Source organism: Bacillus sp. AFS017336, from assembly GCF_002555445.1.
In the GTDB taxonomy this organism is placed as follows: domain Bacteria; phylum Bacillota; class Bacilli; order Bacillales; family Bacillaceae_G; genus Gottfriedia.
In genome coordinates, this window is record NZ_NUCO01000028.1 from 1 (window position 1) to 21140 (window position 21140).

At 33.2% G+C, this 21140-nt stretch carries 22 protein-coding genes; 13 read left to right on the forward strand and 9 right to left on the reverse strand.

Annotation, left to right across the window (positions count from 1 at the left end):
* The first annotated feature begins 169 nt into the window (after positions 1 to 169).
* Positions 170 to 319, forward strand: a complete 150-nt coding sequence (locus tag CN601_RS26985; RefSeq protein ID WP_179865593.1) for a hypothetical protein — start codon at positions 170 to 172, stop codon at positions 317 to 319.
* A 383-nt stretch (positions 320 to 702) separates the two neighbouring features.
* Here the strand turns inward: CN601_RS26985 and CN601_RS17035 are convergent, their stop codons facing one another.
* The 3 genes from CN601_RS17035 to CN601_RS17045 all read right to left on the reverse strand — a co-directional run bounded on the left by CN601_RS17035 (position 703) and on the right by CN601_RS17045 (position 2875).
* Entirely contained in the window at positions 703 to 1182 is a 480-nt protein-coding gene (locus tag CN601_RS17035; protein ID WP_098171747.1) for a hypothetical protein, read from the reverse strand.
* Between the two features lie 70 nt (positions 1183 to 1252).
* A complete protein-coding gene (locus tag CN601_RS17040) occupies positions 1253 to 2002 on the reverse strand; it encodes a hypothetical protein (protein WP_098171748.1) in 750 nt (249 codons plus the stop codon).
* A 54-nt stretch (positions 2003 to 2056) separates the two neighbouring features.
* On the reverse strand, positions 2057 to 2875 hold the full coding sequence (locus tag CN601_RS17045) for a hypothetical protein (protein WP_098171749.1): 819 nt from the start codon (positions 2873 to 2875) through the stop codon (positions 2057 to 2059).
* A 1035-nt stretch (positions 2876 to 3910) separates the two neighbouring features.
* Here CN601_RS17045 and CN601_RS17050 point away from each other — a divergent pair.
* From CN601_RS17050 to CN601_RS17060, 3 genes are all read left to right on the forward strand, one after another.
* Entirely contained in the window at positions 3911 to 4174 is a 264-nt protein-coding gene (locus tag CN601_RS17050) for an excalibur calcium-binding domain-containing protein (protein ID WP_098171750.1), read from the forward strand.
* A gap of 91 nt (positions 4175 to 4265) precedes the next feature.
* Positions 4266 to 5123, forward strand: coding sequence for a ComEC/Rec2 family competence protein (locus tag CN601_RS17055; protein WP_098118547.1), 858 nt, complete (start codon positions 4266 to 4268; stop codon positions 5121 to 5123).
* A gap of 1 nt (position 5124) precedes the next feature.
* Positions 5125 to 5346: a DUF3006 domain-containing protein gene (locus CN601_RS17060; protein WP_098171751.1), complete on the forward strand. Its 222-nt coding sequence runs from the start codon at positions 5125 to 5127 to the stop codon at positions 5344 to 5346.
* A gap of 172 nt (positions 5347 to 5518) precedes the next feature.
* Here the strand turns inward: CN601_RS17060 and CN601_RS17065 are convergent, their stop codons facing one another.
* From CN601_RS17065 to CN601_RS17080, 4 genes are all read right to left on the reverse strand, one after another.
* Positions 5519 to 6181, reverse strand: coding sequence for an amino acid ABC transporter permease (locus CN601_RS17065; protein WP_098171752.1), 663 nt, complete (start codon positions 6179 to 6181; stop codon positions 5519 to 5521).
* Positions 6182 to 6193: 12 nt separating this feature from the next.
* Positions 6194 to 6832, reverse strand: coding sequence for an amino acid ABC transporter permease (locus CN601_RS17070; protein WP_257131732.1), 639 nt, complete (start codon positions 6830 to 6832; stop codon positions 6194 to 6196).
* 75 nt (positions 6833 to 6907) lie between these two features.
* The gene (locus tag CN601_RS17075) at positions 6908 to 7705 is read right to left on the reverse strand and encodes a transporter substrate-binding domain-containing protein (protein WP_098171753.1); all 798 of its coding nucleotides are present in this window, start codon (positions 7703 to 7705) and stop codon (positions 6908 to 6910) included.
* A gap of 15 nt (positions 7706 to 7720) precedes the next feature.
* On the reverse strand, positions 7721 to 8449 hold the full coding sequence (locus tag CN601_RS17080; protein ID WP_098171754.1) for an amino acid ABC transporter ATP-binding protein: 729 nt from the start codon (positions 8447 to 8449) through the stop codon (positions 7721 to 7723).
* A 361-nt stretch (positions 8450 to 8810) separates the two neighbouring features.
* On the opposite strand from CN601_RS17080, the gene CN601_RS17085 reads away from it, so the two are divergent.
* Positions 8811 to 9800, forward strand: coding sequence for a helix-turn-helix transcriptional regulator (locus CN601_RS17085; protein ID WP_098171755.1), 990 nt, complete (start codon positions 8811 to 8813; stop codon positions 9798 to 9800).
* Positions 9801 to 9908: 108 nt separating this feature from the next.
* A complete protein-coding gene (locus CN601_RS17090) occupies positions 9909 to 10190 on the forward strand; it encodes a DUF6508 domain-containing protein (protein WP_098171756.1) in 282 nt (93 codons plus the stop codon).
* Positions 10191 to 10591: 401 nt separating this feature from the next.
* Here CN601_RS17090 and CN601_RS17095 read toward each other — a convergent pair whose 3' ends face one another.
* Positions 10592 to 12016, reverse strand: coding sequence for an Ig-like domain-containing protein (locus CN601_RS17095; RefSeq protein WP_142317364.1), 1425 nt, complete (start codon positions 12014 to 12016; stop codon positions 10592 to 10594).
* A gap of 415 nt (positions 12017 to 12431) precedes the next feature.
* On the opposite strand from CN601_RS17095, the gene CN601_RS28030 reads away from it, so the two are divergent.
* The 4 genes from CN601_RS28030 (at position 12432) to CN601_RS17115 (ending at position 16565) form a co-directional block, all read left to right on the forward strand.
* Complete coding sequence (locus CN601_RS28030; RefSeq protein ID WP_373604987.1) at positions 12432 to 12710, forward strand: fibronectin type III domain-containing protein; 279 nt, start codon at positions 12432 to 12434, stop codon at positions 12708 to 12710.
* 342 nt (positions 12711 to 13052) lie between these two features.
* On the forward strand, positions 13053 to 14522 hold the full coding sequence (locus CN601_RS17105) for a PTS transporter subunit EIIC (protein WP_098171757.1): 1470 nt from the start codon (positions 13053 to 13055) through the stop codon (positions 14520 to 14522).
* Between the two features lie 97 nt (positions 14523 to 14619).
* Complete coding sequence (locus CN601_RS17110; protein ID WP_098171758.1) at positions 14620 to 15666, forward strand: DUF871 domain-containing protein; 1047 nt, start codon at positions 14620 to 14622, stop codon at positions 15664 to 15666.
* Positions 15667 to 15710: 44 nt separating this feature from the next.
* Entirely contained in the window at positions 15711 to 16565 is an 855-nt protein-coding gene (locus tag CN601_RS17115) for a MurR/RpiR family transcriptional regulator (protein WP_098171759.1), read from the forward strand.
* Between the two features lie 240 nt (positions 16566 to 16805).
* Here the strand turns inward: CN601_RS17115 and CN601_RS27610 are convergent, their stop codons facing one another.
* Complete coding sequence (locus CN601_RS27610) at positions 16806 to 16940, reverse strand: hypothetical protein (RefSeq protein WP_257131733.1); 135 nt, start codon at positions 16938 to 16940, stop codon at positions 16806 to 16808.
* Positions 16941 to 17144: 204 nt separating this feature from the next.
* On the opposite strand from CN601_RS27610, the gene CN601_RS17120 reads away from it, so the two are divergent.
* The 3 genes from CN601_RS17120 (at position 17145) to CN601_RS17130 (ending at position 21130) form a co-directional block, all read left to right on the forward strand.
* Positions 17145 to 17888 carry a metallophosphoesterase family protein gene (locus CN601_RS17120; RefSeq protein WP_098171760.1) on the forward strand — a complete coding sequence of 248 codons (744 nt, stop codon included), beginning with the start codon at positions 17145 to 17147 and terminating at the stop codon, positions 17886 to 17888.
* Positions 17889 to 18041: 153 nt separating this feature from the next.
* Complete coding sequence (locus tag CN601_RS17125; RefSeq protein ID WP_098171761.1) at positions 18042 to 19433, forward strand: glycoside hydrolase family 1 protein; 1392 nt, start codon at positions 18042 to 18044, stop codon at positions 19431 to 19433.
* 347 nt (positions 19434 to 19780) lie between these two features.
* Positions 19781 to 21130: an acyclic terpene utilization AtuA family protein gene (locus tag CN601_RS17130; RefSeq protein ID WP_098171762.1), complete on the forward strand. Its 1350-nt coding sequence runs from the start codon at positions 19781 to 19783 to the stop codon at positions 21128 to 21130.
* Positions 21131 to 21140: the final 10 nt, after the last annotated feature.

Here is a 21140-nt window from a genome sequence, read left to right on the forward strand (position 1 = left end):
CATTTGGGGTGCACTTCAAAATTGATGTGTTTTTTTGAGTTTTTTTACAGAAATTGGCAAAAGTGAATTGTATTAACTTCTAAAATTTATACGAAAATTATATTCTTATAGTGAAGTAATTAATAATAGAGAACTTAAGTTAATAGATAACTTTTTTGGGGGCAATTCAATGTTTTGTGGACATGGTACAGATTTATTAAATGAATTAGTGAAACTAAATCTGGTAAAAATTCGAGGTGAAAAAGCAACGCAGCAAGATACAAATCACTTTATGGACACTTTCCTTATTCCAAACGGCTATGTTAAAAGGGTTAGCTGATCAAATAGAGATGGAGTACTAATGCCACGCGATGAAAGTTTTAAAAAAGGATACATGTTGACACCAAAAGGATTTAATATTCGTTTTACACAATTGGGTCTTGAAAAGATTGTGGAACACTTGCGTGGAATCAAATGATGAAGAAATCAAGAAGTAGTAGAAGACCAAGTGTTCTTAAATCTACAATAATACTTAAATGAAACCAATAATTTACTATCACAATATGAATAAATAAAAAAACGATTTATGTTTAAATTAACGATGTGGAAAAGGGTTATTTTATAAAGGACACCGAAAAAACATTGCAATAAAAAAAGCGAAGGCTTCCTTGAGTTACCTGAGGAAGCCTTCGCTTTTTTTATTTGATCGATTGAGATTATAGATTAATCAGATGACTTAACTTCAACCCAAACGATCTCATTCGTTACAACACTATATACTACTTTGAAGATTAATTTATGAGTTTTATCATAGTAACTATGATACTTAAGTTGTTGTTCTCGATCTTGCCAAGCTTCTTTGTAATTACTCCTAAGTAATGAAGTAATATCACTAATAAATCTTAAATTGGATTTACCATGGATAACTACCTTGTTTTCCTTATAAAAGCCAAATAAATAATTTACTTGATTTCTTTTATTAACATCCATTACTAAATTTTCAAAGTAATATTTTGCATTCCCTCTTGAAAATCGATTACTTTTTACATATCCATTTAAGTCTATATCATCGATATTATCATAGATTTTTATATTATTTATTGTAATCGAATTTAAAGATGTACTTTTTAGATTTATTTCACTATTACATCCCGAAAATAACAAGAAGTTACTTAGACATATTAATATAAGTAATTTTTTCATATACCACCTCGATACAATATGTCCTTCACATGAGGTATATCTATTTATTTTAAGCTAATGAATGATACTTTTATTGAATAACTATTTCATGTTTAGAACTAAGTTTATTAATTAAATTAGATTTAATAGTTTGGTAGTTATTAGCAAAATACATGTCTTTAAATAATTTTGGATTTTGAGCATAATCCACTATTTTTGAAACAAATAAAATTGTCATTCCATCATCATTCATAAGATGGACGACTTTCCCGATATTATAATCATTAATGTCTGTAGTAAGTGAATTATCATTTGAGGTACTTAGCTGAAGAAAATCTAAATGAACAGTATTAGTTTTTTCAAAATTTATTTTTAGTTCTTTTTCAATCATATTTGCGCTTTTTCCAGATTTTAATTCATTTTCCAATTTTGTAGCCAAATTATGATTAATTGTTTGATAAACTAGTACTTGATACATTTTTGGAGTTGTTAGTTGGTATTTTTCTTTAAAATATTTTTTTATTATAGCATCATTATTTTTTAGATTAAATAAATGATACACATAATATGGTTGCTTATTCGATTTATTTATGTTCATTTCGGGAAACTTTTTATTTAGTTTTTTTAATTCCATTTTATTTGGGGATGAAAAGTTATTTTTATTAGCTTCTTTTTCAATGATATATGAATTTGCTTGATTATTTAATTCGTGAATTTTATATTTTTTTTCTAACGATTTTAATAATTCTTGCTCTTTAATGATGGACTTATTATCTATCGATAAGACTGTTTTTGGAGTTATTATTTTTATTAACCAAATATTGAATACTAAACTTATCAATAGTAAACCAGTTAGCAGTAATATTAAGTACTTATTAATAACAATTTCTCCTTTTTAATGGTTATGAAATCTATTATAATGCCCAATAAAAGTCGAACATTTTCCTTGTTTTGAACTTGGGCTGGCTGCACAATATTTATCAGACGTATAATCAGCTAAACATCTTTTACTTCGACCTAGAGAGTAATCGCAGTCACTCATAATAAAATTAATTGCCGCTTGTGGATAATAATTTGGATAATATTTTCCATTTCCTGCAGGTCCATTAAATCGATTGCAATGTAATCTATCACCGTAGTGTCCTTCTTCTCCAATTTCCCAATAGGGATCGGTAGAAGAAGCTCTTGTATTTGATGTTGAGCTAGGTTTTTCTGTATATAAGTCTTTTTCTGAATCTTTTAGCATTTGAGAGATATCCATTTCTTTAATAATGTTTACTTCATTTTGAGAAAAATCAACGATTTGACTTAAATTATCATCTATTCCTTCCATTGAAATATTTACCAATTGTTTACCCTCACCATTTAAAACTACTTCTCCATTGGTATTTGTAGTTTTTGACTCTTCGCTATTTTCTAATGTTACTTCAATATTTTCTAGCGAAACAAAACGCTCAAAAACCTCTTCATCAGGATTGTAACTCCAACCAGTATTTCCATTAACAAATAGATTGATTGTTTTATCTTTTTCAATTTCAGATACTTCGTTCCAATTAACTGCATAAGTTTGTCTAAATAGTACTTTAATTAAAGTGTTGGTAGAATCTATATTTTCAGCATTAGATTTATTGGGAATTAATGTTACCACCAATGCCAATAATATGATTATAAAAAGATACCTTTCTTTCTTTCTTGAAATAATTTTTTTTTTCATTTTGAATCCACCTTAACCTTTCCTCTTAGATTTTTATAGAGATGATGACTGCTTGAGGCTAATTTTCAATTAATCTTTAAAAATTTCTCAATTAGTATCTCTATATAATAATCTTAACAGAGTTTAATCTTTAGCATTTCACTAAATATTACAAAATTATGAAAGTTTTCCCATTTTATAAAATACGAATAAGCCGGATTGTTAAGATTAAGGCGTTTATTAATCCCCAAACTGAAAAAATTAGTCATTACTATAATGGGAGATAGAAAGTCACGGAAGATAAAATGGGGGAAGTAAATAATATCAATGTTCAAATGCATTTATTTGAGAGATGGACTTGCAACGAAATATTCCTTAGTCAGAATGCTACAAGCATTATCTACTAACTCTGGACAGGATGGAAAAATTTAATCCACTTATTTTAAAAACTTAAATTTTGAAGATATGTTCAGCTTTACAATTTCTAAATTAAAAGAATCAAATCCAGAATATAAAAAAGATTGAGAACCATATGCTATAACTTCCAATAACTGCGGAACCTTCTGCTGAAAAAGTGATTCTAAATGGTGTTAAAACTTTAAAACCTACCGTTAACATTGCTGATCCCAGTAAGAATATTGGGAGTATAGGGATGAAAAGGTCCATTTGATTATAAGGGAAATAAGAGCAATTTAATAAAACAATAAAGAACCTATTTAATTGCAATCACATATAGATTATAAACAAAAGCCTACTCAACCCCCGAGTAGGCTTATTCAACTTAGTAAATTTTACCTAAATAAATCTGATAAATATTCACTATAATCTCAACATTCTTCTATGTTAAAATGTTAATTAGATTAAGAAATATTTAATATACATCTTTGAAATTTACTAAATATCTGAGCGAGTGGACTCAGTAATGTCTTAAATTTCCTATTAAACTACTAGTTTTTTTACTAAATTTTAATTTAACTATTGATAGTCTAATATAACTAAATTAATATTAAAATTAGGTTTCAATTGTTACAAAATAATAGATTGGGGTATCTAAAAATGAAAAAACTTGTTATCGGTATTCTGGCTTTTGGTCTTATTCAAAGTTATTCGTTTATTTCAACTAATGATGTTAGTGCAGCTGCGAAAGAATATAAAAACTGTAAAGAAATTAATGCAAAGTATAAGGGTGGAATTGCCCGTAGCTCTTCTGTTAAGAATAAAGGCGGTAAAACTAAATATAAACCTTTTGTGTCAAAAGCTTTATACGACGCTAATAAGAAAAGCGATCGAGATCATGATTTTATTGCATGTGAAAGATAAGTTTACGAAATTAAAAAGATAGCTCCCAATGGAAACTATCTTTTTTTATGGTTATGAAAAATCACTTTATTAAAGTTAGGAGATTTTTTAATTGAAAAAGAAAATATTAAGTATCGTATTAACTAGTGCTTTATTAGCAGGGATTGCTTACCAATTTAAGCCTACTGATACGAAAGCTGCTTCTAAAAATTTAAATGTACATTTTATTGACGTTGGTCAAGGTGATGCAATTTATATAAAAACGCCAAATGGGGATGATATTGTTATTGATGGCGGAAATAAGGCTAAGGGTGATATTGTCGTAGACTATTTAAAGAAACAAAAGGTTAAAGATATTGAAGTCATGATTTCTACACATCCTGATGCAGATCATGTAGGTGGGTTAGATGAAGTACTAGAAGCTTTTAAAGTAAAAAGTGTTTATGCGCCAAATGTATCGAATAATACGCAAGCATTTAAACAATTTTTGACTGCAGTTAAAAACGAAAAGTTAAAAATTAAACCAGTTACTGCTGGAGTTAAATTAAATTTAAAAGGTGTTTCTGCGGAATTTGTTGGTCCTGTAAAATCTTATTCGAAATCTGATCTTAATGATTGGAGTGCAGTGTTAAAACTTGTATATAATAAAAATAGTTTCTTATTTACTGGAGACGCTGAGTCTAAATCTGAACAAGATATGATTAAGTCTAAAAAGGACTTGAAGGCAGATGTGTTAAAAGTAGGGCATCACGGTGCGAAAACATCAAGTAGTCAAGCATTTTTAGATAAAGTGAAACCTAAAATTGCAGTTATTGGTGTCGGTGCAAATAATCGATATGGCCATCCAACAAATGATACACTTAATCGCTTAAAGAAATATAAAACAAAAGTTTACCGTACAGATAAAAATGGCAGCGTGGTCGTAACAAGCGATGGTAAAAAAATTACGGTTAAAACGGAGAAAAAATAAGATGAAAATTACTGGAATAGTTGACCGATTTGAGGGAGAACTTGTAGTTGTTGAATTAGAAGATGGTTCAACGACTGATTATCCTAAAAAGATGTTTCCAAAATCAGTTTCTCCTGGAGATGCAGTTTATATGACAAACGGAAAATTTGAAATCGACAAGGTCAAAACGAAGGCGTTAAAAAAAGAAATAGACGACTTAATGGATGAACTATTCGAAAAATAGTATGAGCATTTTGATGATTGGGGTCTTCTTAGAAGATCCTTTTTTTATTTAGCATGCAACTAATTAAAATATAGCACAGTCATTTATTAGAAATTATAGGAAGATGTTACAATATAAGGAACGTTTGTTTATATAAAATAAAAAATCCGGTTCAACCATTGAACCGAATCTCTCAACTCTGCTTAATTTCCAATCTACGAGCAATCAATGACAAAACATAATTAACAATAAAATACATCAACGCAACAATCACCATAACGGGGATCACATAAGATTCCTTCTGCGCATAAATAATTTGTCCATTATGCAATAAATCCGGTAATGCAATCACAACAGCTAATGATGTGTCTTTTAGTAAAGAAATAAACTGACTAACAATCGGCGGAACCATTCGTCTTAATGCTTGGGGCAAGACAATATAGCGTAATGTCTGTGTGTAATTTAATCCAGATGCACGTGCTGCTTCAATCTGTCCTTTTTCAATGGAGTTTAATCCACTTCGAATAATTTCTGAAATCATTGCTGATTCAAATACCGTTAATGCTGCGATGGCAGCTGTTGTAATTTTCATTTCGATTCCGATTTCCGGTAAGGCAAAATACGTAAAGAAAATAATTAGTAATAATGGTAAGTTCCGAATCGTCTCGACAATCGCGGTTAGTAATTGAGTAACGACTGGTATTTTCGTATATCTGAGGGTACCAATTAATCCTCCTATGATAAAGCTGAGTACAATTGAAATAGCAGCGACTTTAAGAGTGACCCAAAATCCTTCAAGTAAAAATTTAATATGATCTAGTGTTAATACATCAGCGTACGGTTGTAGAAAATCCATCAATCCACCTCCTTAATTACTTCTAGCCAAGCGTTTTTCTAAATAGTTCACACCGATGCTTAAAGGAATCGTTAAAACTAAATAAAATAAACCTACGAAAATATAAGTATCAAACGTTACGTAAGTCATTGCTGAGATTAGATCTCCTTGATACATTAAATCTTGACCAGCTACGACGGCTAATAATGATGAGTTTTTTACTAAATTTAGAAATTGGTTGCCAAGAGGAGGGATGACGATTTTGATTGCTTGAGGAAGGATGATTAATCTCATTGCCTGTCCGTAAGTCAATCCGGTTGAGCGAGCGGCTTCCATTTGGCCTTTTGGCACGGAGAGAATTCCAGCACGGATTGCTTCGGCAATGAACGCTGCTGTATAGATGGTCAAACCGATTGTTCCTGCAACCATTCCACTATAGCTTCCAGCTAAGTAAGTAAAAAAAATGACTACTAGAACAGGGATATTTCGGATAAATTCAACATAGATCGAACCTAACCAGTTAAGCGGTTTGATTGGAGCAATTCGCATAACAGCAACCAGTGTCCCTAAAATGAAGCTACATAATAAAGCAATTAAACTAGTTAAAATGGTTACTCTTAATCCATCTAAAAAATACTCCATATGATCTGTTAATATCGAGAAATCTATCAAAGGATTTCCTCCTAATTATCAGGAAAAGCAGGCCCGTATAAGGACGGACTCTGCAGTTCCCAATGATAATATCATTTAATTTTTAATCCATTTATTTTTAATCTCATCATATTTACCTGAAGCTTTTAAGCTTGCTAATGCTTTATTCAACTTTTCAACAAGCGCTTTGTTACCTTTCTTAACTGCGATACCATAAGGTTCTTGTGTAAAAGTTCCTCCTACTAATTCAAATGAAGGATCTTCTTCTTTCATACCGTAAAGGATTGCATCATCTGTCGTTAGAGCATCACCTTTACCTGCTTTTAAAGCTGTGAAAGCTTCAGCGTAGTTTTCAAATTCAAGTACTGTAGTTGCAGGAGCTTTCTCACGAATATTTACCGCAGAAGTTGAGCCTTTAACAGCAAGTACTTTTGTACCTTTTTTCAAGTCAGTAAGTCCATGAATTTTACTACCTTTTTTTACTAACAATGATTGTCCGGCATTAAAGTAAACATCAGTAAAATCTACTTCTTTTTTACGTTCTTCATTAATCGTCATTGTAGCGACGACTGCATCAACTTTTCCGTTATTTAAGAGACCAACCCTCGTTTTTGACGTAACCTCTATGTACTCAGGCTTCACATCTTTGCCAAACATTTCTTGCGCAAGTGCTTTGGAAAGATCAATATCAAATCCTTCTACTTTACCTGATGAAGGGTTTTTCAATCCAAATAAACGAGTGTCATATTTTACGCCAAAAACAATTTTCTTATCGTCCTTAATTCGTGCTAGAGCATCTTTGCTTTTCGAATCATCCTTACTACCACAGCCTGCAAGAACTAAGGCGGCCGTTGTTGAAACTAGAGCCATTTTCATGAATTTTTTTAGAAACATTCCAATTACCTCCTATTAATGATTTAATATACGGCTGAGAAATAAGCGAGCCCGTTCTTCACGCGGGTTCTCATAAAACTCAGCCGGAGTTGCTTCTTCTAAAATTCTTCCTTCATCCATAAAGACGATGCGATCGGCTACTTCTCGGGCAAAGCCCATTTCATGAGTTACAACAACCATCGTCATTCCTTCTTTAGCAAGGTTTTTCATAACATCAAGCACTTCGCCAATCATTTCAGGGTCGAGTGCTGAAGTTGGTTCATCAAAAAGCATAATATCCGGTTTCATCGCAAGCCCGCGTGCAATTGCGACACGCTGTTGCTGGCCACCGGAAAGCTGGGAAGGATAGGCTTTTGCTTTTTCTAAAATACCTACTTTTTCAAGAAAGTGATTAGCAGTTTTGTCGGCTTCTTCTCTAGATTGACCAAGAGCTTTCATAGGGGCTAGAGTGATATTTTCAAGCACTGTTTTGTGCGGATATAAATAAAAATGCTGAAAAACCATGCCAATATTGCGTCTTAGCTTGTTAATATCGGTTTTTTTATCACCAACTGAAATATCACTTACTGTAAGAGTCCCGTCATTGATTGTTTCTAGATGATTAATACAGCGGAGCAAAGTACTTTTCCCAGAACCAGAAGGCCCAATCACAACAACAACTTCACCTTTATTAATAGTGAGATTAATATCTTTTAAGACTTGAAAATCGCCATAAAACTTATTTACATGATCAAATACAATCATTCTTAACCTCCTATATAATTTGATTTACCAATGGAGAATTTTGGGAATCAATATTTAATGTGTATGCTTGTTCACATTTTCATATCACGCTAAATCCATATTTAGTCTTTTTGGACGGGTTCATGTGTACTAGACAAAAAAGTGGCAAAAAAATAAGCCAACAACACTTTTTAAAGTAGTTCTGGCATTTGTTTACTATAATTTATGGGAAAACATCCTACTTATTTCATAGCGTTTTTGGTAAAAATAGACTGGTAAATTATGACTATAATCATTCGTAATTAGATGTGCTAAAATTAAAATAATATTAAGGTTTATCTAAAATATATCTTTTAGATTTTACTAAAAAACGGAGGAATCCATGGAAAACCGCGAACGATTTTATAAATTAATGAAGCTACTAGAAAGTAAAACAGATATTGACAATGAGTTTACCTTTGATGAAATAAAAAAGAGATTAGCGGTAGGAGAAGAGGATTTTTCGTATAGTAAAAATACATTTTTAAAAGATATAACAGTATTAGAAGAGGTTGGATTTGATGTAATTGAGAATCCTAGCGATGGAAAGGCAACTACATATAGCCACCAAGAGCGACTTTTTGAATTACACGAACTACGTTTATTAGTAGATGCAGTGACTGCTTCAAGATTTTTAAATAAACAAGAAACACAAAAAATTATCGATAAATTAAAAAAGCTAACGAGTGATAACGAAGCTAAAAAGCTCCACAATGGCATTATTCCAGATACGGCAATTAAAAGTGAAAGCAATCGAATTCACTTTTCAATCGATCAACTTCACCAAGCCATTTCTGAGAACAAACTAATTTCATTCCAATATGGTCGATACAATATTAAGAAAAAATTTGAATTAAGCCACGATGGAAAAGAATATTCAGTTAAACCACTCGCAGTAATTTGGTCAAATGACTACTATTACTTAATTACGAGAAGCTTACCTGAAGATCAACTAAGACATTTCCGTGTAGACCGAATGCGCAAAGTTAAGAAAACAGAAGAAAAATTCCAAGATGAACGCTTTGACGTCGACGAATATTTGCGCACCGTTTTTAATATGTTTGCTGGTGAGCCAGACTATGTAAAAATCAAGTTCAAAAGAGGATTATTAAATGTAGTTCTTGACCGTTTTGGCTTAAAAGCTGATATTCAACAAGTAGATGAGGAGCATTTCATCTTAACAACAAAAGCTGCGATCAGTGATGGATTAATCACATGGATATTAACTTGGGGTAAGGATGCACAAGTAATAAGCCCGCAATCTGTGATTGAGAGAGTTCAGGAGCAAATTCTGGAGATGAGTAAGCTGTATAGTATGAATTTGCAACAATAATATTTTACTAAAAGAGTATCTTTCGGGGATGCTCTTTTTTCATTTACTAGTAAGTTGACTAATACATTAAAGTGAAATTCTAGAGTAAAATAGGAAGGGGGTGAAATAATGAAAACTGAAAAAATAAAACAGTATATTGATTATTTTAGTAAAAACGATTTTGAATTTTTTACTATGAACGGTCGCTTTTATAAATATCATGAAGAAGTAAATGAGTTTATTGATGCTTTTTATAAATCAGATCTAAGTGATCCCAATTATTTAGAAACCATGAGTAACTATCAAGAACCGCATTTACAATTAATAAAAATAGCTGATAAGCATTTAATAAAATCTATTTTTACATATTACGTTAGAGGAGAACGGTTCTGTGAAGGTTTTGTGGGCTGATGCAATAAGGGATAAGATATTTTTGAATATATTAATTAGGTTAAACAAGCTTGAAGAAGAATCTTATAGTTAAAATTTGAGACTTCAAGTAGATTTTTGTTATTTGTAGTCCTTTAAACGTTCATACATATTTCATTATTACCTAAAATATTTACCGTCCCTTTATGTTACTATTTTCACAAAATATTAAATGGGATAGTATTTAAAATATGACTCTATGATCGAGGAGGGTTAGCATGTATTTTGGAGATTACTTATTTCAATTGTTTGTATATGGCATTCCGTTATTGCTTGTATTAATTAGTATCTATTTTACTATTAAAAAAAGACGGATTAAGCGTGAGTCTTGATTGCTAAAAAACAAAAAACCAAGGAACTAATCCTTGGCTCAATAATCTATCTTAATGCCTTACAACCTTAACTGAAGTAGCAGAACTAGTATTACCAGCAGCATCCTTAGCAGTTACAGTAATCGTAGTACCACTTTTCTGTGCTTTGATTTTAACTGTAAAGTTTCCTTTTGAATCAGCTTTTGTTGAACCTAAAGCTTTACTTCCAACTTTAACAGTAACAGTAGAGTTAGCTTCAGCTTTTCCAGTTACTTTCGCGTCGTTATCGTCTACTTTATTAACCTTTGGTTTACTTGGAGCAATCACGTCTACGACTGTTACAGTTGTTGCTGTGCTCGTATTACCAGCAGCATCTTTAGCAGTTACAGATAGTTTTGTACCTGCATATTGAACAGCTATCGTAACTGAATAATTTCCAGATGAATTAGCTTTTGCAGATCCAAGTGTTGTAGAACCTTTTTTAACAGTAACAGTAGAACCAGCTTCTGCTTTTCCAGTTACAACTTTGTCATTATTATCAACCTTATTTACTACAGGCTTAGATGGTGCAATCACATCAACAACTTTTGTAGTTGACGCTGCACTTGTATTACCAGCAGAATCTTTAGCTGTAACACTTAATGTCACGCCAGCTTTTTGTGTTTTGATTTTTACTGAATAAGTTCCATTTGAAGCTGTTTTAGCAGTACCTAATAGAGTACTTCCTACTTTAACGGTAACAGTAGAATTAGCTTCTGCTTTACCTGTCACAACTGTATCATTATTATCAACTTTATTTACGATTGGCTTACTCGGGGCAACATTATCTTCGAAATAAGTTCCGATAGCATATAAGTCATCTTCTGTATTATTATCAACATCGTCATTATCATAGTCTATAACGCCAATATAATATGTACCAGCTTTTGCTTGGTATGCTTGATATTCATTTCCTTCGTCATCATAATCAGAGCCTAAATATTGTAATTTATTACTCACGGCAAAATCTTTTTCTGTAACAGAGAATGCTAGGTCAATATTATCAGAGTTAGTAACCCCAACTACATATAAAAGTCCATCACTCGGTACGACTACTTTATGAACATCTACATCATACAATGGGTATAACTGTCCAATTAACGGTTTTTCATATGATGTATTATCTGCAGAATCAAAGTCATCATTGGGCTCTACCTCAGATATAAAATCATCATCTTCACTAGTGTTGTTACCATTACTCATAATCCCGATTTTATTAAAGTTTTTTACTGAAATGGCTTTTGAATCTTTTACTTCATTTCTAAGTTGATTAAACGTATGAAAATCGAGGATTCCTTTTTGAAGTGGCTTTTTAAGCTGATGTTCAACCATCTTCTTTGATAAGTTGTATCCGTTTCCTTCTGCCTTAACAGTTCCTTCTGCCTTAACGGTTCCTAAAGACAATGGTGACGCTAATAATCCTAAAGTAACTAGTGATAAGATTTTTTTATTAAGCACACAATCACTCCTATTATTTGTTATTAAGAACGCTGAGGTCTTAATGCTACTACAAGTAATTAGATACAACCATGGGCTTCAATGCACATTTATTTTTCGGCAATTATAAAGACTATAGACATGTTTAATGAAATTTTAATTATCGAATACGAAAATAACTAGTCTAAATAAGAGTAATTTTGGCGTTTTTTAGTAAAGTTTTAATGTAGGAATTATTAAGCTTATTTAAGTAATTGGGATTATATTGGTAAAATATCAAACTATTATCATATGTAACGTATTGAGAATCATGATGAGATTCTCTTTTTTGTTGTTCAATTTTTTGAACACCCCGATGTATATAATCAAATTATCAAATGGAGGAAGTATTCATTAGTAGCGATATATTTTTTTAAGGGGGAATTCAGCAAAACCAATTCCATCAGTACCAACTAATTTCAACGCGACTAAAGTAAGTTCAACAAGTAGCAAAGTATCGTGGAGTTCAGTAAGTGGGGCAAGTGGCTATGAAATTTACAGATCTACATCAAGTACTGGATCATATAGTTTAGTAAAAAGTACAACTTCAACATCTTATACTAATAGTGGTTTAACTAAGAAAAAGACTTACTATTATAAAGTAAGAACATATCGAATAGTTGGTTCGACTAAAGTGTATAGTGGTTGGACTTCAATTAAGAGTGTTAAGCTTTAAGAGTTTACTAAATAAAGTGCGTAAAAAAAGAGAGAACCATTCGTTGGTTCTCTTTTTTTTGAACAAAGTATAGTAAACCGACTCAATCGGAAATTTAGATTAAATGAAATATTTTTACAATGTAAACGATTTCAATTGAAATATAATTACGGATGATTTATATTGTAAGTATATTCAGAATTTTTTATTTGTTTATAGCTCTTATTTTGTTAGAAATGAAATTTGAACAACTATTTTGCATTAAGGGAAGGGTGCATTGTGAATTCGCCTCATACAACCGGTCGTACTTAATAAACGGACGCATTCAATGATGAACCATAGGATGAAGGGGAGGTTAGGAAGATGGAAAAAGAAAAAAAATTGGCATCAGCTATTCTCAGTAAAGTTGGGGGAATTGGAAATGTCGCACTTGTAACACACTGTATGACACGTGTGCGCCTCACTTTACGAGATGAGTCACTAGCTAACATTGATGAGCTAAAGAAAGTTCCAGGTGTTTTAGGTGTAATAGTGGATTCTACGTATCAAATCGTTGTTGGTCCGGGAGTAGTAACGAAAGTAGCGAATGAAATTGCTCTTGTAAGTGGTGTGAAAATGGGGGAGAGAATCCCACTTCAAAATGGTAATTCCCGTGCTGAAGAAGCTGCCAGAATTGCAGCGAATAATAAAGAAAACTATCAAAAGAAGAACAATACGCCGATAAAAAATTTCTTTAAAGCAATTGCACATATTTTTATTCCATTAGTACCTGCATTCTTAGCGGCTGGTTTAACTGCTGGGATCACTGCAATTATTGGTAACCTTATCACATCAGGACACTTAACTGGTGAAGGTTGGATTCAATTTAAACAAGTTCTTGGTGTCATTCAAAGTGGTTTATTAGCTTATATGGCAATCTATGTCGGGATCAATTCAGCTAGAGAGTTTGGAGCGAGCCCTCCACTTGGTGGATTAATTGGTGGAGCGACACTTTTAACTGGGATGAATCCGGAACTACCGATTAAAAACTTATTTACAGGTGATGCACTTATCCCTGGGCAAGGTGGCGTCATTGGGGTTGTGTTAGCTGTTTGGATTTTATCGCGAATTGAAAAACGATTGCATAAAATCATACCGAATTCAATTGATCTCATTTTGACATCGTTTCTGAGTGTTGTTATTACTGGATTAATCACGATTTTCTTGATTATGCCTTTTGCAGGATTCGTTGAAACTCACTTACTTACTGCAGTTAATTGGACTTTATCTGTTGGCGGAGCATTTGCAGGATTTATACTTGGTGGTATTTGGTTGGTCATGGTTATGCTTGGATTACATCATATTATGACGCCTATTCATATTGAACTTATTAATAAAACAGGTGTAACAGTTCTATTACCAATCTTAGCGATGGCTGGGGCAGGGCAAGTTGGTGCAGCTTTAGCGCTTTGGGTACGCTGCTATAAGAACAAACCACTCATCAATATTATTAAAGGGGCATTACCAATTGGTGTCCTTGGAATCGGTGAACCACTTATTTATGGCGTTACACTTCCACTTGGTAGACCGTTTGTGACAGCTTGTTTAGGCGGAGGATTTGGCGGAGCAGTTATCGGCCATTTTGGCAATGTAGGGGCAATTGGGATTGGCGCTAGTGGACTGGAACTTAGTTTATTAATCGCTGATGGAAAATGGTGGATTTATTTACTTGGCATCTTGACGGCTTATGTTTTTGGATTCGTCTGTACTTACCTTTTTGGTGTACCGAAAAAAGCCAGAGAATCTGTTGAGGCAGAAGAGACAGTAGAAGTGCAAGATACGTTTTCGTTCTAATTCATCAACCTCGCATAGGATGCTCGTGATTTTTAAGTCGTGAGTGATTATGCGAGGATTTTATTTTTAACAAAAAAAGTGAAAAAAGGAGCATACTATGAGCGGCGTACTCGTTTCATTAACTGAACAACCAATCGAACAAACAATCGACTATCTCAAGCATATGAGAGAAAACGGATTTCATACGATTTTTACATCCCTTCAGATTCCTGAGGAAAGTAACTCCGACCTACTGACCCCGTTACGTAAAATTGGAGAGTTCGCAAAAATTCATCAAATGACACTAATGGTAGACGTTTCACCAAGAGCATTTAAATCATTTTCACTGGCTCAGTTGAAAGAAAGTGGTGTAACTGGATTGCGAATTGATTTTGGGATGAATGTTTCGGACATTGCATCATTAACCCACGAATGGTTAATCGCGCTGAATGCTAGTACAATTGATGGTGCATTTTTAAACGAGTTAAGAGAATGTCATGCTGATTTTGCGTCACTTGAAGCATGGCATAATTATTATCCTAGACCTGAAACTGGTTTATCACTTTCTCTTTTTAAAGAAAAGAACAAATGGTTAAAATCTCAAGGATTGAAGGTCGTTGCGTTTATTCCAGGTGACGGCGATTTAAGAGGTCCTTTACACGAGGGTTTGCCTACATTAGAGAAACATCGAAATCGTTCGCCTTTTTCTAGTTATTTCGAATTACTATCTGAGGCATTCGTCGATCAAGCGGTTATCGGGGACTTGTCACTTAGTAACCAGACTTTGCAACAGTTTATGTCATGGAATGAAGGAATTGTCTTAATTCGTGTAGAAGATAAGAAACACTCGCATGTTTGGGATCATGTGCATCATAACCGTCCCGATATCGCAAGAGACGTTATCCGTTCCGAAGATGCACGCAGGCAATTTACTGGAAGCATACAGCCGGCTAATTGTGTTGAACGCCCGATCGGAACACTTACTATTGATAACGACAAATATAAAAGGTACAAAGGAGAGTTTCAGATCACACTGAAGCAGTTGCCCCCAGATGAACGAGTCAATGTCATCGGGTATGTGATTAAAGAAGATCTTTCTCTGTTATCTTTTTTACAAAAATCAGGTTATCCATTCCGTTTTATTCCAAGTGAATCGTCGGTTTGAACAGAGTACATAGATATTGTACAGGAAGTAGTGGAGGCGTTAGGATGAGTATTGGTGAAATAGTATCTAGAATTGAGAACGCAATGCCTAAATTAACGCAGGCTGAGCAAAAAGTTGCCAAGTTTGTTCTTAGTTCACCGAATGAAGTGATGTTCATGAATGTGCATGAATTGGCGGCGCAATCTTCTTCAAGTAGCGCTTCTGTTGTTCGGTTTTGTCGCTCAATGGGATTAAAGGGTTTCCCAGAATTAAAGGTGGCATTATCAGCTGATCTCGCACAAGAACAAAAAACTGGTTATTATGATTTGGATAAAAATGAGAATGCTTCCGACCTCGTTGAAAAGATGCTCTCCAATGCGATTCAATCATTAAGAGATAGCGCAAATCAAATTGATTCAATTACGATTGAAAAGACCGCGAAAATACTTTACGACGCACCAGTCATTTTTGCTTTTGGTGTTGGTGCATCAGCATTAGTCGCAGAAGATATTGCTCAAAAGTGGTTACGAATGGGGAAAAATGTTTATGCAATGAGTGATTTACACGTCCTGGCCATGACCATTGCAAATGCACCAGAAGGAAGTGTATTTATCGGTATTTCATATAGCGCCCAAACAAAAGAAGTGATGGAACTCACGAAGGTTGCCAAAAAAAATCGACTAATCACCATCAGTCTCACCGGATTCGGGCGAAGTAAGCTATCAGATCTTTGCGATTTTAACTTGTTCACCTCACAAGCCCCTGAAGCAAAAATAAGAAGTGCTGCGACGACTTCGAAACTGAGCCAATTTTTCATTATTGATGTATTGTATTACGTGTATGCATCAATTAATATTGAATCGTCTAAAGACAAAATTACGAAAACCCGGCATGCGGTTAATGAATTGCATGGATTATGAGAAAAACAGCCAAGCATTTTTGAAGTGCTTGGCTGTTTTATCGTTATTGAAAGAATACCAAAAAGCATATTCTTCACATTTTTGTTTAATTAAGTTACTCGTAAAATTTATTATAATGACTGACCTATAAAAAGAGCAGTTGTTTTATTAGTATAAGTTTAATAAATACATATAACCATTTTTTACTTCCATAGAACAAAATAAACAAGAGTACTCATTAACGAGTACTCTACATAAAACTCACTTCTTACAATCATAAGCAACCAAAGTAATATCCAATTCATCTTCCAAATGCTCAATCTTACTCTTAGCATCACTAGTTAAATCTGCAATAAAAAAGTCATTGTTATTTAAATCTTTGTTTTCATTACTCATTTCAAAAATCCCCTTTATCAAAAATTTACCTTTTCATTATTCCCTATGGTAAAAAAACTATCCTAGCTTATTCTTAGGCAATGAAATTATATTTCAATATTTATAAAGGCAATAAGTTAGATTATTTACTTTTACATTTGTTAAACTATTTATATTATTTAAATAATTTAATGGGAATAATAGGTTTATGGAGGATTTAATTTTATGAACAAAGATACGGTATTTGCAATTGGAGATATTCATGGCAGCATTAATGAATTAGAAAAGTTATTAAAAAAATGGAATTCGGATAATGAACAGTTAGTATTACTTGGAGATTTAGTGGATCGTGGTGAGAATCCATATGAGGTGTTGTTAAAAGCGCAGCAATTAGAGAAAGAGTATGGAGCGGTTGTGATTTTAGGTAATCATGAGCAAATGCTTTTGGACTGGCTTGAGCAACCAGAGTTTAAAGAAACGTATTATTATGGACAGGGTGGAATTGAAACAATTCATTCATTTTTTAAATTTGAAATTACAAATAAAAGAGGTCCTAGTGAAGTAGCACAATTAATGAAGGAGCAATTTCAGTCGGAATTACAATTTATAAAAAACAGACCATTGTATTTTGAATGGGAAAATTATGTTTTCGTTCATGCTGGGGTAGACTTAAATCTCGCAGATTGGAAGGATACCACAGATAAAGAATTTTACTGGATTCGAGATGCATTCCATTACGGAAAAAATGAAACAGATAAAACGTTTATATTTGGCCATACTCCGACATCAATATTACATAAAACAGAAGGCAAATTTGATATTTGGTATTCACCTTGTAAAACGAAGATTTGTATCGATGGCGCAGCGGCTTATGGTGGCTCGTTGCATGGTATTAAAGTGAATAAAGATGGAATTGTCTCTAAACATTCAATTTCTTCTAAGACGAAGTCAACAAAGTATGAAATTTAATTCGATCAATTTAGCACCGTCCAATATGGAACGGTGCTTTTTTCTAGTGAATGCATGATCAATAATTAGTCATTTTAAATCGTTATTTAAGTAATAGTTTGGCCAAGAAATCTCATAAAGTAATATGACTACTATTAAAATGGAGGAATAGCTATGCCGACAAATAATGAGATCATTCCTGAAGGATTTTTATGGGGAGGAGCGGTAACTTCCTTTCAAACTGAAGGAGCTTGGAATGAAGGTGGAAAAGGCCCTTCGATCGTCGATGCGAGACCAAATCCAGAAGGATTTTCTGATTGGAAAGTAGCAGTTGATTTTTATCATCGTTATAAAGAAGACATCGCTTTATTCAAAGAATTAGGTTTCACTGCTTATCGTACAAGTATTTCATGGGCAAGAATTTTCCCAACAGGGGAAGGTGCACCAAATGAAGAGGGATTACAGTTTTATGATCACTTATTTGATGAGCTATTGGCTAACGGGATCCAGCCTGTAATTACGCTATACCATTTTGATATACCATTAGCATTAGCTAAAAAATATAATGGTTTTGCTTCTAGAAAAGTTGTTGATTTATTTGAAAACTATGTAAGAACGGTATTTGAACGCTATCGAGATAAAGTGAAGTATTGGTTAACATTTAATGAGCAAAATCTATTTTTAATTCAGCCAAAACTATTAGGTGTAAAAGTAACAGATGAAAATAAGGAAGCATTAAGTTATCAGGCTGTACATAATTCATTTATTGCGCATGCTAAAGCTGTTAAAGCTCTACATGAAATAATCCCAGATGGAAAAATGGCTGGCATGGTCACTTATTTAACGACATATCCAATTTCCTGCAGACCAACCGACGTAATTGCTAATGTAAAGACAAAAGAGTTGTTAATTGACTTCTACTGTGACGTTTTTGCTAATGGAGAATATCCATCTTACGTAACAAGTCAGCTTAAAAAGAAGGGAATTATGCCGACATTTGAAGATGGTGATGTAGAATTATTAAAAGAAAATACAGTTGATTATATAAGTATTAGCTATTATCAAAGCCAGACCGTGAAGTCAGATTTAAATAATAAAAATGATGTGATAAGTGGGGTAACTCCAAATCCAAATCTGGACGCAAATGAGTGGGGATGGTCCATCGATCCAATCGGACTTAGAGTCGCATTAAAGGATTTATATGCAAGATACCGCTTGCCAATTTTTATAACGGAAAATGGGATTGGCGTTAGGGAAGAATTAAATGAAAATATGACGGTAGATGATCAGTATCGAATTGATTATGTAAAAGAACATATTGAACAAATGAAACTTGCGATGGAAGAAGGCGTGGAAGTTTTCGGCTATTTGACTTGGGGAGCAACAGATTTACTTAGCTCTCAAGGTGAAATGAAAAAGCGATATGGCATTATATTTGTAAATCGTGATGAAACGGATTTAAGAGATTTAAAAAGATATAAAAAGAAAAGCTTTTATTGGTTTCAAAAGGTAATTGCTTCAAATGGAGCAGAATTGGATGAAGTTTCTGAGACGGTTCTTCCTTAAGTATATTTTGTTCGAAAGAATTCGATAGTGAATTAAATGAAGTTGATCTATAGAAGTAACAGTAAAACTCATTCAAAGATGGATGAGTTTTTTACTTTTGGAACCTTTTTTAGAATTTTTTATTATTAGTTTGATGAATAGAAATACTTCCGTGAAAAAATATAATCAATTAATTCTAAAAATTTTAAAATTAGTTATTGACGTTTTTAAGAATCGTTATTATGATTATCTTATGTAACCGGTTACATATAATCTTTGTAAAAAGCTCCTAAATGTTCGCATTTTTTTTACAGAGTATGTAACCGGTTACACATACATAAAAATCGACAATGATAGAAGGTATAAAAATGTCAGAAGAAATTAAAATCTTGTCCCCATGTGGGATGCTTGGGTATGGATTTCCAGCAACTTCATTTTTAAATGGATTAAAAGATAAAATACATGGAATCGTTGTTGATGCTGGGTCTACGGATGCCGGCCCTCATAAATTAGGTGCAGGTGTTTCGATCGTAAGTGAACGGGCATTAATGAAGGATTTAGAATTAATCATAACAAATGGTGTTCCAAGAAAAATTCCTATTATTATTGGATCTGCTGGTGGAGCGGGAGCGCGCCCACATGTAGAATCAACGATTTCAATCATAAAAAAGATATTAAAAGAGAAAGAATTAAGCGCTAAGGTTGCGGTAATTTGGGCTGATTTTACACAAGAGGAAATTATTGAGGCAAATCGTGCTCATAAAATTAAACCTTTAACTAAGAATATCCCTGAACTAGATGAAGAGACGATTCAAGAAACAATTCAAATTGTTGCTCAAATGGGACACGAACCAATTTTAGAAGCATTAGAAAATGATAGTGATATTATCATATGCGGCCGGGCTTATGATCCATCGCCATTTGCAGCGATTGGAATTTATCATCAAAAAGACCCAGGACTAGCTTATCATTTAGGAAAGATTTTAGAATGTGGTGCATTATGTGCGGAACCTGGAACGACAAAGGATAGTATTCTAGGAGTTTTAAAGGATGATTCATTCACAGTCGAATCATTAAATCCATTACGAAAATGTACGCCGATTAGTGTGGCAGCTCATACTTTTTATGAGAAAGAACATCCATACTTATTACATGGGCCTGGATTTAGACTAGATTTAAGTGATTGTGAGTTTCATGATGCTGGAAATGGCGTTGTAGAAGTTACGAATAGCCGATTCATTCCTGAAGATACTACATTTATTAAACTCGAAGGTGCAAAAAAGACTGCATATCGGACATTTGTTATGGCAGGGATCAGGGATCCAATTTTAATTGAAAATATTCATGAAATTGAGGATCGAGTAAAGGAACAAGTATTTGAATATTATCCTGAAATTGACCGAAACGATTACAAAATTAACTTTTTAAATTATGGAATTGACGCGGTTCTTGGCTCAAAAGAAATCGAAACATTTAAAGGCCATGAAATTGGTGTGTTATTTGAAGTAATCGCCAAGACTCAAGAACTAGCAAATAGTATATGTGCAACAGTCAGATCAACTTTTCTACACTTTGGCTATGAAAAGCGCAAGTCGACTGCGGGAAATCTAGCATTTCCATTTGCACCAAGTGATGTTGAATTTGGGGCGGTATACGAGTTTTCTATCTATCATTTAATGGAAATTAATGATAATCCGTTTCAAGTTGAGTACTTGTAGGAGGGCAGAG

What these genes read in the sequence shown, in the direction of transcription:
- CN601_RS17125 (WP_098171761.1), top strand. Translation starts at nt 18,042, where the DNA reads ATGCCGACAAATAATGAGATCATTCCTGAAGGATTTTTATGGGGAGGA.
- CN601_RS17090 (WP_098171756.1), top strand. Translation starts at nt 9,909, where the DNA reads ATGAAAACTGAAAAAATAAAACAGTATATTGATTATTTTAGTAAAAAC.
- CN601_RS17045 (WP_098171749.1), bottom strand. Translation starts at nt 2,875, where the DNA reads ATGAAAAAAAAAATTATTTCAAGAAAGAAAGAAAGGTATCTTTTTATA.
- CN601_RS17065 (WP_098171752.1), bottom strand. Translation starts at nt 6,181, where the DNA reads ATGGATTTTCTACAACCGTACGCTGATGTATTAACACTAGATCATATT.
- CN601_RS27610 (WP_257131733.1), bottom strand. Translation starts at nt 16,940, where the DNA reads ATGAGTAATGAAAACAAAGATTTAAATAACAATGACTTTTTTATTGCA.
- CN601_RS17115 (WP_098171759.1), top strand. Translation starts at nt 15,711, where the DNA reads ATGAGTATTGGTGAAATAGTATCTAGAATTGAGAACGCAATGCCTAAA.
- CN601_RS17060 (WP_098171751.1), top strand. Translation starts at nt 5,125, where the DNA reads ATGAAAATTACTGGAATAGTTGACCGATTTGAGGGAGAACTTGTAGTT.
- CN601_RS17105 (WP_098171757.1), top strand. Translation starts at nt 13,053, where the DNA reads ATGGAAAAAGAAAAAAAATTGGCATCAGCTATTCTCAGTAAAGTTGGG.
- CN601_RS26985 (WP_179865593.1), top strand. Translation starts at nt 170, where the DNA reads ATGTTTTGTGGACATGGTACAGATTTATTAAATGAATTAGTGAAACTA.
- CN601_RS17050 (WP_098171750.1), top strand. Translation starts at nt 3,911, where the DNA reads ATGAAAAAACTTGTTATCGGTATTCTGGCTTTTGGTCTTATTCAAAGT.
- CN601_RS17085 (WP_098171755.1), top strand. Translation starts at nt 8,811, where the DNA reads ATGGAAAACCGCGAACGATTTTATAAATTAATGAAGCTACTAGAAAGT.
- CN601_RS17080 (WP_098171754.1), bottom strand. Translation starts at nt 8,449, where the DNA reads ATGATTGTATTTGATCATGTAAATAAGTTTTATGGCGATTTTCAAGTC.
- CN601_RS17035 (WP_098171747.1), bottom strand. Translation starts at nt 1,182, where the DNA reads ATGAAAAAATTACTTATATTAATATGTCTAAGTAACTTCTTGTTATTT.
- CN601_RS17075 (WP_098171753.1), bottom strand. Translation starts at nt 7,705, where the DNA reads ATGTTTCTAAAAAAATTCATGAAAATGGCTCTAGTTTCAACAACGGCC.
- CN601_RS17110 (WP_098171758.1), top strand. Translation starts at nt 14,620, where the DNA reads ATGAGCGGCGTACTCGTTTCATTAACTGAACAACCAATCGAACAAACA.
- CN601_RS17130 (WP_098171762.1), top strand. Translation starts at nt 19,781, where the DNA reads ATGTCAGAAGAAATTAAAATCTTGTCCCCATGTGGGATGCTTGGGTAT.
- CN601_RS17120 (WP_098171760.1), top strand. Translation starts at nt 17,145, where the DNA reads ATGAACAAAGATACGGTATTTGCAATTGGAGATATTCATGGCAGCATT.